Source organism: Limnothrix sp. PR1529 (genome assembly GCF_002742025.1).
Classification (GTDB): Bacteria; Cyanobacteriota; Cyanobacteriia; order CACIAM-69d; family CACIAM-69d; genus CACIAM-69d.
Window position 1 is genome coordinate 22,286 of the sequence record NZ_LIRO01000091.1, and the last position, 17,267, is coordinate 39,552.

Consider the following 17,267-nt stretch of genomic DNA (forward strand, 5'->3'; position numbering starts at 1 on the left):
AAGTCCAGATTCAGATTTAGGCTTCAGATTCAGGCTTCAGTACAACGATTTTCGACTTCACGGATGACGAGCATTTGGGCTTGCTTTTCAGTGGTGGCGCTGGAGGATTGATGGTGAAGGATTGGTGTTTTAGCTGGATTTTGGCAGCGCGGTTTCCGCAAAACCCGTGGCGATCGGGCGGTGGCCGAGCAGGATCTTGAGCTGATTAGCCACCGATTGGCCAGCCGCGCCCGCGAGCAACCCGAAGTGATCGCTCGCAATGTCGTGGGTGGTGATGGGGGTTTGGAGCAGGGTTTGCCAGATGGCGGGGGAGTCGGCCAGGTCTACCTGAATGGCCGGCAGGGCGAGGGGATTGTCGGCCGCCGTGAAGCCCAAGGTGCTGCGGAACAGGGTGACCCGCGCCCGACAGGCAAAGGGTTCGGGGTGATAGGCGCTGAGGAGGCGATCGTGCCGAGCGGCCAACCGCAGATTTTTATCCAAGAGTCGCCGCAGTTGCTCTGGGCGCAGGGGCGAACAGGCCGCCAGGTGATCGGTCATCAGGCTCGTGTAATCCGCTGGGGCGACGGTTTGGAAATCGTCGAGACTCAGGGGGCGAGAACCACGCCAGCGGTGAACCAGCAGGTTGGTGATCAACAGGGGAGCAAAGGCCGGATCGACGATCGCGGGGTGCTCCTTGATCGATCGCAAGTCTTCGGAGTCGGGCGCATAGGTATCCAGCAGGATCAGATCGGTGACGGACTGGCCCCGCTGCTCCAGTAGGCGACACATTTCCACGGCTACCGTTCCACCGAATGAGTATCCCCCCAAGCGATAGTCGATCGCGGGGTGAAAGGTTTCAATCAGTGACAGGTAATGTGCGGCCATCGCCGTGATGCTCTCTTGGGGCACGGATTCATTAGCTTCAATGCCCATCAGGGGGAAATCTGGCCCCAGGGATTGGCTGAGGGACTGGAGCCAGTTGGTATCTCCCGGCGCACCGTGGATCCAGAAGGAAGCGGGCTGGGAACCTTGGTCGTGGAACACCATCAGGGGGCTGGCTCCGACGGGCGCGACCGGCGCAGGTGGGGAGCCAAGGGCCACTTGCAGTTGCGCCAAGGTGGGGTGCGCCAAGAACAGATTGGCGGGCAACGATCGCCCCCATAGCCGCTCAAGGGATCGCCGCAAATCCGCTTGCACCAAAGAATCGACCCCCACGGTGCTCAGATCGGTGTCTTCGGTGAGCAACACCGGATCCAGGCCCAGGGTCTGGCTGAGGAGCGATCGAAGGGTAGCCATGGCAGTGGGAGCGGGAGTGGCCAAACCGGCGGGGGTCACCAGGCCAGCGGACAACGCCGTGGAAACCGCTGCCGAGACCACCTCCGAAACTGCCTCCGAAACCGCTTCAGCCCCCGTTGCTGCAACCGCACTGGGCGATCGGGGAATCCAATGGCGGGTTTGGCTAAAGGGATAGCCGGGGAGGGAGACTTTTTGGGGAGGAATGGGGCGATCGCTGGCCTGGGCGATCGCGCTGAGTTCCGCCTGACCGGCTTGCCAGGCTTGGGCCAATTGCGCGAGGGGCGATGTTTCAATCAGCTCCCCGATCGGCCATTGCCCCTGTGCCAGCCAGGTTTGCATCTGCTCAAACAGGGTCGGGTAATCGGGGGCCACAAAGGCCACCCGCTGGGCCAAGGCCTCCCGGCCGGTTTGCAGCGTATGGGCGACATCCGCCAAAGCATAGCGCTCGCCTTCGGTTTGCAAGGCATCGCGCAGGGCCGCCACCGCAGTCCGGAGGGCTTGGGGTGTTTTGGCAGACAGGGGAATCACTTCCGGCTGCGGCTCGGCCGGGGCCGGCGCGGGGGTGGCCGCCGAATCCAAGACGCGCTCTAGCAACAGATGGCAATTGGCACCACCAAAGCCAAAGCTACTGACCCCAGCCCGCAACACCGCTTGCCCGGAGGGGTCGATCGCCGGTTCCCAGGGCTGCGGGGCGATCGGGATTTGGAACCCGCCACGCTCCAGATGCAGCAACGGATTCAGGGATTGTTGATGGAGCGTGGGCGGAATTTGGCGGTGTTGCATCGCCAGCACCACCTTCAGCAGCCCCGCAATGCCGGAAGCCGGTTCCAGGTGGCCAATATTGGTCTTGACCGATCCCAACCAACGGCGGGGAGCTGGTCGATCGGCTCCCTCGGGCGTGGTGGGGCCCGTCAGCCGACCAAAGGCCTCCGTAAGGGCATCCACCTCGATCGGGTCTCCCAGGGCCGTCCCCGTGCCGTGGGTTTCAATCAAGGTAATGGAAGCCGGATCCACCGCCGCTTGCTGATACACCTGGGCGATCAAGTCAGCCTGGGCCTGAGGGTTCGGAGCCGTCAGGGACATGCCATGGCCACCATGGTTCACCCCAGAAGCCCGAATCACGCCGTAGATATGATCGCGATCGGCCCGAGCTTGGGCTAACGATTTGAGGCAGACCACGCCCACGCCTTCGCCCTTCACATAACCATTGGCCCGCGCATCAAAGGTGTAGCAGCGTCCCTCCGGCGACAAAACCCCCATCCGCGCCGCCATCATCACGGCGGTGGGAGACAGGAGTAAATGCACACCCCCCGCAATCGCCAAGGGGGCCTCGCCGGAGCGGATGGCCTGCACCGCCCGATGCACAGCCACCAGGGAGCTAGAGCAAGCGGTGTCAATAATTTCGCTGGGGCCGCGCAGATCCAGCAGATAGGACAGCCGGTTGGCAATCATGGCGTGGGCGTTACCCGTGGCCACTTGGGGGCCCGCGTCGGGGCCAAACCGCTCCACATATTCATTCATCTGCACCCCCACAAACACGGCGGTACGGCTGCCGGCCAGGGAAGAGGGCCGAATGCCCGCATCTTCCAAGGCGTGCCAGGCCTGCTGCAAAAACAGCCGATGTTGGGGATCCATCTGCTCCGCTTCCCGGGGAGAAATCCCAAAGAATAGCGGGTCGAAGGTGGCCACCTCCGTCAGAAACCCACCCCAGCGGGCAGCCTCTTCCCGGCCAGTCCCGGTCAGTTGGGCAGCGCAGTCCCGCCAATCCCAACGCTCCGGCGGGGTTTCCACAATCAGATCCTTGCCCGCTGCCAGGTTTTGCCAAAAGTCCTGCAAGCTGGGAGAACCGGGAAACAGGCCGCTGATGCCAATGATGGCCACGCCGGAATCTTGATCGGGCAAGGCCGACGTGACGGGCCCGGCGGGCGCTGGGGGCGTGGCGACCACGGCATTTTCATCACTCAGCGCCGCCCCATCAACCTCGGGGGGAACCAAAACCGCCGCGATCGCGCTGGCATAGTCTGTTTGCAGATGTTCAGCCAAGGTAGCCAAGGTTCCCACCCGGAAGAAGAGGGAAGGACTCAGATCGATCGCGTAGCGCCGGTTAATGCGCGTGGCAAATTCCCGCAGCAGCATCGAATCAAACCCGTATTCACTGAAGGGAGTCTGGGGCTGGAGTTTGTGGGGAGCGATCGCCAAAACAGCTCCCGCCATCTCGGCCAATTCTTGGGTTAATGGCTCGGTGATTAATGGGTTGGTGGTTAATGAATCGGTTAAATCACGGGTGACCCGAGCAGCCGTGGGTGGAGCGATCGCCGGGGTCTTCTGCTCGGCGATCGTTGCCGCGATCGGGGGTGGTGTGGTCGCTGCCGGAACCACCCCGGGCAACCAAGGACGCAACAACCGTTCCAGGGCGGGCGGATCCCCATCGCAAATCACCACCCGGGTATGTTCCGAGGCCAATAACCCCGCCAAGACTTGCAGGGCAGCGGATGTTTGCAGGAGCCGCAGCCCCGTGGCCGCGAGGTAGAGATCTTGGGACTGGGGATCGAGGGTCATACCACCTTCGGCCCACAGGGGCCAAGCGATCGCCACGCCGCCGTTGGCCTCCGCGATCGCATCAAGATAGCGATTGGCGCAGGCATAGTTACAACTGCCCAAGTCCCCTGCCACCGCCGCCAGGGATGAAAACAGAATCCGCAACGAGAGCGACGACCAATCCAGAACGGTTTGGAGCACCTGAGTGCCCAGGATTTTGGGACGCAACGCCGCCGCAAACTCCGGCCAACTGAGGGATCCCAAGGCCGCCTGCCCCTGAAGACCCGCACAGTGAACCAAGCCCTCGATCGCCCCCCATTCCGTGGTCACATGGGCCACCATCACTTCCATGCTGATCAGATCCGTGAGATCCACCGCGTAGTAGCGTGCTTCACCGCCGGCCCGACGAATGGCGGCCAACTGCGCCTCGATCGCCGGAGAGAGGGGCGATCGCCCAGTCAGCACCAATCGCGCTTGATGGTGTCTGGCTAAATACAGCGCCACCTGAGATCCCAGGGCCCCGGCCCCGCCGGTCACCAAAATGACGCTGCGAGGACGCAAGGTCACCGCAGGCGTAGCGGCAGCCTCCCAGGCCACCCAGTCTTCGCCGTAGCGTTTCCCCAGACGATAGAGAATGTCCGCATCCATCCAGGGGGTCTGCACCTCATCGGTCAGAATCCCAGCCCAATCCTTGACCGCCGCTTCCACACGAATGGTGCGCAACCGCAGGCGAGCACAGGCGGCCGTGAGCGATCGCCGGAAGCCACCCACCGCCACACGGCCCGGCACATCGCCCCCCGCCCCGGAAAACACATAGTGAATATCCAAGGGTTCAGATTGGGTTTGCAGCAGGGCTTGACTGAGCAAGAACATGCGGTGCAAAGGCGTTTGCTGTAAATCCCGGTTCGATCGGGAATCCGCAGCCAACTCCGTAAGATCCCAGGCTTGGATCAGGCATTGCACAGGCGGACAGGCCGCCAACAGCCGGGTATAGTGCTCGGCCGCATGGGGATCGATCCGAAAATCCATGGGCAAGGGGTCGGCAGCCAACGGCTCAAAGGGCCCTGACCCTGGCAACACCCCAATCACCACCCGGGGAGCCAGGCGATCGCGCACCGCTTGCAACACCTCTGGGTTGGGGGCAAAGAACAGCACCGCCGCCGCCGAGGCACAACGCTCCAAGGGAGCCGATCGCCAAATGGGATAAAACCGGTGGGGCGGTGGGGTCAAGGGCGCGGGAGTTGGCTCCGCTGGCAGGGCCAGCCAGTGCCGCTCCGGCTCAAAGGAATAACCCGGCAGGGGAACAGGATTCCCCAATCCCTCCCAAGGGGGCAGCGGGCCGCCGGCCAACCAAGCTTGGGCCGCGGCGGGAAGGGCATTGGCAAGCGCACCGATCGACCATCGTTTCAGGGCTTGGATTGCCGCTGGCACCGAATCGGCCATGACCGCCGCCCGGCACTCCATGGGCACACGGCCCCGGTGAAGCGTGGCCGCCACATCCGCCAAGGCCAGCGTTGCACCATGGGTTTCCAGATACTGAGCCAGGTTCCGCACTTGTCGTTCCAAGGCGGCAGGATGACGGGCCGACAGGGGCAACAGCAAGGGAACCTGGGGCCGATCGCCCGAGGCAGGAGCCACGGTGGCAGGGGTTGGCTCATAGCTGGCCAAAATCACATGCACATTCGTGCCCCCTGCCCCAAAGGAACTGATGCCGGCCCGACGCTCACCCACCCAGGGCGATCGCGCCGTTTGCAACACAAAGGGACTGTGGCTGAAGTCCAGGACTGGGTTAGGCGGTGTGCAATGGAGCGTGGGCACGAGGGTTTGGTGACGCATCTGCAACGCCACTTTGATCACCCCCGCCACCCCCGCAGCGGCTTCCAAATGGCCAATGTTGGACTTCACCGATCCCAACGCACAGAAGTGCGATTGATCCGTGTAGCGGCGAAAGGCCTTATCTAGGCCCCGCAATTCCAAAGGATCCCCCACGGTCGTTCCCGTGCCATGGGCTTCCAAATAGCTCAAGGTGGCCGGAGAAATGCCCGCATCCTGTAGGGCCAGCTCAATCAGTTCCGCTTGGGCCTCAGGATTGGGAACCGTGTAGCCCGTGGTCAGGCCATCTTGATTGATGGCGCTACCGAGAATCACCGCCTCAATTCGATCGCCGTCGGCCTCCGCCAACGACAGGGGCTTCAGCAACACCGCTCCCACCCCTTCGCCGGGCACAAACCCATTGGCCCCCTGGCCAAAGCTATGGCAGCGACCATCAGCCGCCAGGAAGCCCAAACCGCTCAGGGCAATGTATTTGGAAGGATGCAACAGCAGATTCACCCCGCCGGCGATCGCCACGGCACATTCACCCCGCCGCAAGGACTGGACAGCCAAGTGAATGGCCGCCAAGGACGAAGAGCAGGCCGTATCCACCGCCAAGCTGGGGCCCTTGCAATCCAAAAACCAGGACACCCGGTTGGCCACGGACCAATAGGAGGAGGATCCGAGAATTTGGTTACTGCGCAACCATTCCTGGGCCGAGAGCAACTGATAACTGCCCCAGGTGATGCCCACAAAAACGCCCACCCGACGAGGGGAGCCATCGGCCGCCTGACGCAGGCGATCGGGGGTGTAGCCCGCATTTTCAAGGGTGTGCCAGGCGGTTTGCAGAAACAGCCGCTCTTGGGGATCCATGGAAACCGCTTCTCGGGGAGAAATCCGGAAAAACAGGGGATCGAATTGATCAACCCCATCCAGGAATCCGCCCCAACGGCAGACGCATTGGCTAGCGTATTGGTCAGGATTCCAGCGGCTGGCGGGCACTTCGGTAATGCAATCTGCGCCCGCCGCCAGATTGTCCCAAAAGTCCTCCAGGGTGTTGGCTCCGGGGAAGCGTCCGGCCATGCCAATGATGGCGATCGGTTCCTGGGGATTGAAGCGGCGCGATCGGGGGGTTTGGGCTAAATCTCCCGAGCGATCGGACAGGGGTGGGGCGCAGGTTGGTTCCACCGCCGAGATTTCCGCCCCGGGGGATTGCTTCCCAGGAACCTCCACCAACCCCAAGGGGGACACCAGGGAATCGGTTGGTTCCGGTGTCGGTTGGGGTGCGGGTTCTGGGGGTTCCGCCGCTTGGTTCGATCGCAAATACGGGGTCAGGGCGGCCACGGTGGGATTTTCAAACAGCAGGGCTGAATTGAAAACCCGGTCTGAGGGCTGCTTTTGAATGGCTTCACCCAGGCGCGCCAATTGCAGCGAATCAAACCCCAATTCTCCCAGTCGGGCTTGGGGGTCAATTTCTTCGGGCCGCAAACCCAGCAGGTCAGAAATGATCGATCGCACAATGGGCAGGGTATCCGGAGCCGCGGCCGGAGCCGCCTGGGGAGCCGCAGGCATCGGATTGGCGGTCAGGGGCCGAGCTGCCTGAACGGGTGTTGCGGAGGGGGCTGGGGAGCTGCTTTGGCAGCGGCCTTGAAGAAACGCTTGGAATTTTTCCGGCTCCCCCGGGGCGATCGCCACTTGGGGATGGGGTTGGCGGATGGCCCAATGGATCAGTTCCAGTCCCTGAGCCGGGGTTAGGGGTTGCAGTCCCGCCATGTCCGCCATCCAAGCCTGGGAAACCTCTGTCAAGGCCATGCCGCCCCCTTGCCAGAAGGGCAGATTGAGGGTGCGACTCACGCCCGATCGCTGTTGCCGTTGCCGCTGGGTTTCCCGTTGCTGAATCCAAGCATCCAAGAACGCATTGGCGGCGGCATAATCGCCCTGACCCGGGGCCCCCATCAGGGCACTGAGGGAAGACAAGCACAGGAAGAAGTCCAGCGGATCCTGGCGCGTGAGGTAATCGAGATAAACGGTTCCTTGCACCTTGGGCCGCAAGACTTGCCCGAAGGTGGGCCGGTCTTTGTGGATCAGAAGCGCATCTTCAATCAGGCCGGCGGCATGGATCACGCCACGCAGGGGCCGGCCCGTTTGGCGAGCAGCGTTGACCACGGCGATCGCCCCGTCCCAGTCGCCCACATCGGCCGCCACGTAGGTGATTTGGGCCCCTTGGGCCCGCCAAGCTTCCAGGCGCGCGGTTTTGTGATCGTCTAGGGGCGATCGACCCACCAGCACCAACGACACCGGAGCCGAGCCGATCGCGTCTTCCACCAACTGTTGGCCAATGGCCCCCAAACCGCCAGTGAGGATATAGCAGCCGCCCCCTTGCCAGAGGCCGGACGGGGACGGGTTCCCTGGCGCGATCGCGGGATCCAACAACTGCCAGGTGCGCACCTGAGATCCCGTTGCTTGGAACTGAAGATGGTTCAGTTCTGGACGCTGCCACAGCAGGGCGATCGCCCGCAGCAGGTCTCGGGAAGGATGGTTCAGCTCCGTCACCCCCGACAGCACCGCCGGCCGCAATCGGGTGCTTTCCTGGCCCACGGCGGCACAGAAGGCCGCCGCCGCCAAAGTCCAGGGAGCGGCCGGGTCATCTCCCAAATAAATCCAGGACACCGGACTAGGGATGGTTTCGGGCGATCGCAACAGGGCCCGGCATCCGTAGAACAGGGGATAGAGCGTTTGGGTTAGGCCCTGGCGGATCGCCTGCGGGGGCGCATCGTCCGGGGCCACCGTTGCCACCCCCCGGATCAGCACATGGGTAGGCGCGAGGCCTTGATGGGCCAAGTGAGCCAGCAGTTCGCCAAAGTCCGATTCCCGCGAGCTGTTCAATCGGTAGCGATCGCCCGGTAGCGGTTCAAAGGCCAGGCCCGGGAGCACCTGAATCACCCGCTGGAACCGGCAGCAATCGGGATGGGCCTGCACCGCTGCGGCCATGGCTGCTCCCTCGGCTTCGGGGCCAATCCAGAGGAGCACTTCACCAACCACGGGAGCGGCCACAGTTCCCGGAGCGGTTTCCGGGGCGATCGCCCGCCAATCGGGAATCAAAACCCCTACCGCTCCCTGGGACGAGGGCGGCTTTTTTGCCGAGGGTAAATCGGCAGAACGGGCTGGGGAACTCGCCGGGAGCGGCTCCGCTCGGCCGGTGTTGAGCGAAGCGGTCACGGATTGGGCCGGCCGGGGAAACCAACAGGGGCGCAACTCAAACGGATAGGGCGGCAGGGTGACGCGGCGGGGTTTGGGCCCCAGCCACAGGGCTTCCCAATCTACCTCGGCCCCTTGAACCCAGGCGGTGGCCAGGGCAAGGGGGGAATCGGGCCGGGTGCGAATCACTCGATCGTCTGGCCCACAACGCCCCACCAATCCTTGGGCGATCGGCCCGTCGGCCAAAAAGGACTCCCATTGGCTCAACAGGTCATTGAGATTTTTGGCCACCACGGCCAAGCGATAGGGCAGGGCAACGCGCCCGGTTTGCAGCGTCCAAACCAGCGCCACCCAATCGATCGGGGCTTCCGTTGCGAAGAGTCCTGGGGCTGGGTCAGTGGTGGAGTCTGGCTGGGGGGAGTTTTGAGCTTGAATCAGCACCGATCGCAGTTGGCGCACCCAAGCTGCAAGTCGTTCCCGATCGAGGGCCGAAACCGGCACCACATATTCCTCCTCCGACACCCTCAGGCCGCCCGCAGTGACCGGGGCCACCGCTGGATTCAATGGATCAACGGCAGGGCGATCGAAGCCGTTGCGTTCAGTTCCCCCGTAATGCAAGTCTCCCGCACTCGATCCGTTGCGATCGATCCCTGGGCGATCCCACAGGGTTTGGGCCCTGGCCGGGTCGGGATTCGATCCCGATCGCCCCGATTCCGATCGATATTCCTCCACAATCAGGTGCGCATTCACCCCACCGGCCCCAAAGGAGCTGATACCCGCCCGCCGAGGCAGGCCGGGCCAAGCTTGCCAAGGCGTGGCCTGGGTTTGCACCCGCACCGGGGCTTGGTCAAAGGCAATATGGGGATTCGGATCGGTGGCATACAACGAGGGAGCCAACTGGCCATGGCGCATCTGGAGCAGCACTTTGGTGAGTCCCGCAATGCCCGCCGCCGCCTCCAGGTGGCCAATGTTGGCCTTCAACGACCCGATCGCGCAGTAGGGCTGGTCATGGGTCCCGAGGGCTTCGGTTAGCCCCGCCACCTCGATCGGGTCTCCCAAGGTCGTGCCCGTGCCGTGGGCTTCGATGTAGGACAAGCTATGCGGATCCACCATTGCATCCTGAAGCGCCGATCGAATCACCGCCGCCTGGGCCGTGGGGTTGGGCACGGTGTAGCCCGACACCTTGCCGCCACTGTTGACCGCCGAACCGCGAATGACTCCCCAGATTCGATCGCCATCCCGCTCTGCGTCGGCCAGGGATTTGAGCACCACCACGCCCACCCCTTCGCCGGGAACCATGCCCGATGCTCCGGCCCCAAAGGGACGGCAAACCCCATCATTCGCCAACATCTTCAGCCGATGCAGGGCCAGCAGATGCCGAGGATGTAAAATCAGATTCACCCCACCGGCCAAGGCCGCCCGGCATTCTCCCCGCCGCAGACTTTGCACCGCCAGATGAATGGCCACTAGAGAAGAAGAGCAAGCCGTATCCACGGCCAAGCTGGGGCCTTGGAAATTGCAAAAGTAGGAAAAGCGATTGGCGATCGAGGACGGGGACGCACCGGTCAGCACAAAATCGCCTTGCAGCGCAGCCTCGGCGGCCAGAAGCTGATATTCGCCATACATCACCCCCGCAAACACCCCAACGGCTCGCTGGGCGGCCGGATCGGGCGATCGCACCAGGGTACTGGGGGTTAAGCCCGCGTCTTCCAGCGCGGCCCAGGCCACTTCCATAAACAACCGCTCTTGGGGATCAATCCCGGCCGCTTCCACGGGCGAAATGCCAAAAAAGCGTGGGTCAAAGGTATCGATCGCCCCTAACCAGCCCGCCCGCCGCGCCGTGGGATGCCCGGCCAATTCAAATTCAGGCGACTCAAATTCACGACCGGGCGGCGGTTCACTAATCGCATCGCGTCCAGTGATCAGGGTTTCCCAAAAGGCCGCCAAGTCCGGACTGCCCGGGTAACGACCCGCTAACCCCACAATGGCGATCGCCCCATCATCCACAGCCAGATTCGTCGGGGCCATCGATCGATCTTGACTGGGGCCCTGGCTCGATCGGCTCGTGGGCCCTGGGGCGATCGGCTCCGCAACCGGCTGGTCACCGCCCGCCAATCCCGGTGCGGGTGGGGTGGGGGTCAGCAATGTTGTTGGGGCTGAGATAGTTGAAGTTGAAGTTGAGGCTGAAGTGGTCGATCGGGGCGCAGATGTCAGTGGTGATGGAACCGGTGCGGGCGGCAACCCTGGGGAGGGCGCTGGCAGTTCCCCAGAAGACCCAGGGGCAGCCACAACCGACGGAGCCGCCGGCCGAGCCGCCGCCACCAAAGCAGCGATCGCCTCAGGCTTATTCGCCTCCAGCCATTGGGTCAACGCATCCAGCGAAGGGCATTGGAACAGCAGCGTTTGGGGCAGCAGGCCAAAGGTTTGCTCTAAGGCGCGAATCAATTCCAAGGTCACCAACGAGTCCACCCCATAGGTCTCGAAGTTGGCTTGGCGCGATAGGGTTGTGCCCTCTAGGCGCAACACTTGCCCAAACACCTGCCGTAAATGGGCCAACACCACCGTTCGGGAATCCCCTTCGGCCAGGGTGGGAGCCGCCACCGCCGATGAGGGTGCAGCGGACGGAGCTGATGGCGGAACCGGCTGATCGGGAACCATGGGGGCCCCTTGGGGAGCCGTCGCCGCCGTGGGGCACTCAATCCAACCATCGCTCGCCCCCAGAATGATCGTCTCGATCGGCAAGCCCGCATCGGGCCGGGCAGGACTCGCCAGGTGAATGGATTGGAACCCGGCCGCCCGCAACAGGGCTTCCCACTGGGCGGGACTCAGGAGCGGCGCGTGGGGCAAGCGCCAATCCCCATCCCCAAACAGCCACCAGCCCTCCGTAAGTCCAAAGGTCAAGGTAACAAAGTCTTGAACCCGGGTTCCTTCATTGAGCACCAACAGGCCGTGGCGCTTCAGCAGCCGTTTCGCTTCGCGCACGGAAGCGGTCACGCTCTCCGTGGCATGGAGCACATTGGCCGCCAACACCAGGTCATAGCTACCGGGTGCAAAGGACTGGGCCGCCACATCTTGGGCAATATTCAACACCCGAAATTCACAGAAGGAGCGGCCTTGGGCCAAGGTCTGCTGGGCTTGGTGTACCAGGGTGGGCGAAATATCGGTGAAGGTGTAATGAACGCTGGCTGCATGGGGATCCAAGGCTTTCAGCACCGCAAAACTGGTTCCCCCCGTGCCGCCACCAATCTCCAAAATGCGGAAGGGCTGTTGGGGCGTGGGCTGGGCGGCCACCACCGCCGCGGCCACGGTGGCGGCGGTCAAGTCGTTGTAGTAATCCATCAGGGGATTGCCGCGATAGATCCCTTCCACCTGGGCAGCGGATCCGCGAGGAAAGAGAATCTCGAGGGGATCGCAGGCCCCGCGCAGGATGTCGCCATAGCGTTCTAAGCAGCGATCGAGCAGAGTCAGACAAGGATCAATGCCCACGTAGCGCGATCGCAGTCGATCGGCTTCGGCGGAGCTGTTGGCAATCCGGCGATCCATCTCCGGCGTGAGGCACAGGGGCGTTAAGCCCAACCCATCACCCTGTTCCGCCAAAAATCCGGCCCGGATCAGCAAGTCATCCAAGGCCCAGAGCAGGCGTTCATAACGGGGCTGCACCGCCAGTTGCGTCATCACCGATCGCACAGACCAGCGATCGGCCGCCGATCGCAGCACCCCCAGTTGGCGCAGGGTAGCCAGCAGTCGTCCATGGGCATGGGCCTCAAGCTGCTGGAAGGCCTCGATCGACTCAGGCGCGATCGGGCGTTCCTGCACAAACCGGGCCATGGCCTGGGCCGCCGCCGGGAGCATGGGCGGGGCGATCGCCCCTGCCGGTTCCGTGGTCCAGCCCGTTAGCTGCAACTGATCCAAAATTTCCGGCGCAACCAGCATGGGCAAACATTGGCGCACTTCCCAACGCAACAACCGCGCCAGGGTTTCCACCCCTTCGGCGGTGTTGATGCCCAAAATGCCCTGCTTTTCAATGCGTCGGCTATAGAACTCCGTGGCCACAATGCCCGTTTCACGCCAGTAGCCCCAGTTAATGATCTGGATCCGGGGCCCCGTGGGCGGCAGCGCCAAGGCAAAGGCATCTTGGAAGGTGCAACCGGCCGCGTAGTTACTTTGCCCCGCATTCCCCATCAAGGCATTGGCCGACGAGAAGAAGATCAGAAAATCCAGGGGTTGTTGGCGAGTCAGTTCCACCAGCAGCCAACTGCCCGCCACCTTGGGAGCCAGGGCCGCTTGCAGGGCCGCCGGGGTCATGGTGCGCAGACTGGCATCTTGCAACACCAGGGCAGAATGAATCACCCCTCGCAGGGGCCCCCAGGTTTGCTGAATCTCTTGGATCAGGTCGGCCATGGCGACGGGATCCGCCACATCAACCGCTCGGTATTGGGCGATCGCCCCCAAAGCCGTGAGTTCCCGCAGTTGAGCGGCTCGCCCTTCGGTGAGAGGGCGGCGACCCGTCAAAATCAATTTGACCCCGGTGATTGCCGCCAGACATTTGGCCGCTTCGTAGCCAATGCCAGTCATGCCACCCACGATCAGGTAGCAGCCACCGGGATGAATCGGCAAGGGCCGCGGATCCGGCGGCAAGGCCATGGGCTGAATCGCCCGCCGCAGCCGACGTGTTCCCCGATAGGCCAGCTCCAACCCCGGTTCCGCCGCTGGTTCCGTGGCAATTCGGCGGGCCAGATGGGCGAATGGGTTCGTTAGATCAGTGAGATCAAGGCGATCGAGTGGCTCAACCAGTTCCAAATCCACCCGGCTGAGATCCAAACAGGTCACCGCCAAATCCGTGAATTCCCGGGACAGGGCCTTGGTGAAGCCAATTACCGTGGCTTGCCAGGGCTGAATCGGCCCGACTCCCACGGCTTGGGCATCTTGGGTGATCACCCGCAGCCGCGCTCCTGATCGCCACAGTCGATGCCGATCGAGACCTTGGATCAGATGAAACAGGCTGACCACCCCTTGATCTTGCAGCGCCGTCAGTTCTGCAAGGCTGGCGGGCGCGATTCGACTCCCCGCCGCCAGGAAATAGATCGTTTCCAAGGGGGGGAGTTGTGACCAAATCGGCTCCCAATCGCTGGCCGCCGCGCCCACTTGCCAATGGTTCGGGCCCAGGGATTGGCGGGATCCCGCAAGCTGCACTTGATAGGTCGGAGCCGAGGGGTGCTGTGCTTGCAAGGCCGCTGCCAAGGGCCGATCGCCCGGTGCATAAACCATTAACACCGCCCCGGATCCGGGAGCGATCGGCTCTGGCCAAGGAGTTTCTTGCCAAACGGGCCGGTAGCAGGGCACGGCTTCCACGGCACTGGCTGGGGCCGCCGGGGAACCGGCCAGGGCGATCGCCCCTAGCCCAATCCAGGTTGCCCACAGTTGCTTCCACATGGCTTTGATTTTTGGCTTGAAGGTTAACTGCAACGTTGACTGTAAAGAAGCCCCTTATTTGGGGGGTGGGTCGGAAAAATCAGCCCTTGGCATCTTGATCGATCGAAGTTGATCGAACGGGCGACAACCCCTGAAACCGACCTTGCCCCAATGTTTTTTCCTAGGTTTCCCAAAATCCTATAGAAAACTGTCGAATTTGATAGCACTCGCGGGCCAGAAATGATTGTATATAGACTTGATTTTATGCTCACTTCATCGACTGCTGCACAGGCATTGCTCACCATGTCTTCAACTTCCGATCGCCCAGCGCTTTTAGTCTTGGCTGATGGCAGCGCCTATTTGGGTCGCAGCTTCGGAGCCACCGGCACAACCGTTGGCGAAGTCGTCTTTAACACCGGCATGACTGGCTATCAGGAGGTGCTGACCGATCCGAGCTACTGCGGCCAGATTGTGCTGTTCACCTATCCGGAGTTGGGCAACGTTGGCATCAACCCGGAAGATGAAGAGTCCGATCGCCCCTATGTGTGCGGGGCGATCGCCCGCAACGTGTCTCGCCGGCCGAGCAACTGGCGATCGACCGAGGCCCTGCCCGACTACATGGGCCGCCATGATATTCCAGGCATCTACGGGGTTGATACTCGGGCGATCGTCCGCAAAATTCGGGCCGTGGGGGCCATGAACGGAGCAATTTCCACAGAAATCTTGGATCCGGCAGATTTGCTGCGGTTGGTGCAACAAACCCCGAGCATGGCGGGCTTGAACCTGGTGAAGGAAGTCACCACGGCAGAAATTTACGAGTGGACGGAAGGAACCCAACCGGAATGGGAATTTAACCCGGCGACGGAGGCGGCCAAGGCCACCACGGGCGATCAGCCGTTGACGGTGGTGGCGCTGGACTTTGGCGTGAAGCGGAATATTCTGCGCCGGTTGGCGAGTTTTGGTTGTCGCATCATTGTTGTGCCCGCCAGCACCCCGATCGACACCATCTTGGGATTCAATCCCGATGGGATTTTCCTCTCGAACGGCCCCGGCGATCCGTCCGCTGTCACCGAGGGCATTGAAACCGTGCAACAACTGGTGAATGCCAACAAGCCCATGTTTGGCATTTGCATGGGTCACCAAATTTTGGGCTTGGCCCTGGGAGCCGAAACCTTCAAACTCAAGTTTGGCCACCGCGGCCTGAACCAGCCGGCTGGCTTTGCGGGGCAACAGGTGGAAATCACCAGCCAAAACCACAGTTTTGCCATTTCTGACGGTTCCTTGACGGAAGGAGAGGTGGAAGTGACGCATTTGAACCTGAACGATCGAACGATCGCGGGGTTGCGCCACCGCCAACTGCCGCTGTTTTCGGTGCAATATCACCCAGAAGCCAGCCCCGGCCCCCACGATGCCGATTATTTGTTTGAAAAATTCGTGCGATCGATGCAAGATGCCCGCCGCAATCGATCGGCTGTTACGGCCTAGGCAACTGGGATCGTGTTTGGGCAATCAATCCCAATCGACAAGAACTCAGGCACGCTAACCCAACAAATCTAAGGTAGGGGCGCACATCAGTGCGCCCTAAATTAATTGTTTTATTTACTATTCTCGGGCAGAAATTTTAAATTCTTCCATAAAAAAAGGGGCCGAAGCCCCTCAACCACCAAAATTCCACCAAAGCTTTAGAGAACTTGACCAGTTAACGATCGCCCTCATGCTTCATGATTTAGCACTAAATTTAGAACTAACCATCAAGCATCAGAGTCGATCGCATCACCGGATGAGGAAAGCACTCAATTACAGACAATTCAGCCTGGGTCACTGAGTTAACAACCTAGTTACCAACTCAGCTAGCACCTCAGTTAGCGAACGGTTCCCCGTAGCGCTTCCGCATCCACCCCTGGCAACAGGAACAGACGCAGCAAATGCCCAAAAATTTGCACCTGAATCGGGAGCTTCTTCAGGGATTTCAACCACTTGGGCTGTGGTGATTTCTCGATCGCGCTCATCTGCTGATTCAGATCAGAACATTGATGGAGTCGATCGAGAAATTCTGGATGATCCACATTTAAAACAGACGGGAAAGCCCGCGCTGCCGTTTCGTTGGTTTTGCGAATCACTTCCGCATCAAAATCCGTGGGATTGATGCCAAGGGTGTGATAGAAATTCGCGCGCTCGTGAACCGTCAAGGTGTGGGTTGCAAACACCGTCAGCAGGAAAAAACGGCTCCAGAGGCGCGATTGCCAGGTTTGCCACAGGCCGGGCTGCGATCGCAGGAGGGCCTTGAAAATATCGCCATGGCGATTTTCATCCTGACACCAAGGTTCAAAGTATTTGAACAGGGGATAAAACTGATTTTCGGGATGGGCGGCCAGGTGACGATGAATCAGAATATAGCGCCAATAGCCAATTTTTTCAGACAAATAAACCGTGTAAATCACCCACTCGATCGGGAAGAAGGTGTACTGACGATTCTTGGTTAAATGTCCCAAATCCAGAGTACGCCCAAAATCTCCCATGGCCTTGTTCAAAAATCCCGCATGGCGAGCCTCATCCCGCGCCATTAATTGGAACATTTCCGCCAACAAAGGGCTGCGCTGCTTCACACGGCGCGACAGTTCCTTAAAGAGCAAAAATCCCGAAAACTCAGAAACGCACGATCGCTCCAGGTAATCAATAAACGCTTGCCGAGCCTCGCCCGTAATATGATCCCAGGACTGATTAAACGATTGATCGCGCACAAAGTGGTCGCGATTATAGTCCGCGCGCATTTCCGCCAACATCGCTTCCAATTCCGTGGCTTGGGCTGACAAGTCCAGGCCCGCAGCCACCTCAAAATTTGTGGTGTAAAAGCGCGGTGTCAGGAGATTTTCTTGAATTGCGACCTGCTTGGCGATCGCGGGTTTTGCCAATGAATCAACCATGGTCAAAGATCAAAGATCAGAAATTAAGGACTAGACCAAAACGGAACGAAGACTAAACAAAAACTCAACTTGCGCCTGCGCTAGCGTTCGGAAAACCCCAACCGTCAG

General features: G+C 61.3%; 3 protein-coding genes. 1 reads left to right on the forward strand and 2 read right to left on the reverse strand.

All coding sequences use genetic code 11. From position 1 onward, the window contains the following. Window positions 1–129: 129 nt before the first annotated feature. Window positions 130–14,289 (reverse strand): SDR family NAD(P)-dependent oxidoreductase, encoded by a 14,160-nt coding sequence (locus AMR42_RS12970; RefSeq protein WP_143473077.1) that lies wholly within the window; start codon window positions 14,287–14,289, stop codon window positions 130–132. Between the two features lie 249 nt (window positions 14,290–14,538). Here AMR42_RS12970 and carA point away from each other — a divergent pair, with 249 nt between their 5' ends. Next, a complete protein-coding gene (gene carA / locus AMR42_RS12975) occupies window positions 14,539–15,720 on the forward strand; it encodes a glutamine-hydrolyzing carbamoyl-phosphate synthase small subunit (RefSeq protein ID WP_099534145.1) in 1,182 nt (393 codons plus the stop codon). Window positions 15,721–16,097: 377 nt separating this feature from the next. On the opposite strand, the gene acsF is transcribed toward carA, so the two are convergent. After that, the gene (gene acsF, locus AMR42_RS12980; RefSeq protein WP_099534061.1) at window positions 16,098–17,159 is read right to left on the reverse strand and encodes a magnesium-protoporphyrin IX monomethyl ester (oxidative) cyclase; all 1,062 of its coding nucleotides are present in this window, start codon (window positions 17,157–17,159) and stop codon (window positions 16,098–16,100) included. Window positions 17,160–17,267 lie beyond the last annotated feature (108 nt).

Bases quoted from the DNA above. Each gene is read 5' to 3' on its own strand.
- acsF (WP_099534061.1), bottom strand. From the start codon at position 17,159: ATGGTTGATTCATTGGCAAAACCCGCGATCGCCAAGCAGGTCGCAATT.
- carA (WP_099534145.1), top strand. From the start codon at position 14,539: ATGTCTTCAACTTCCGATCGCCCAGCGCTTTTAGTCTTGGCTGATGGC.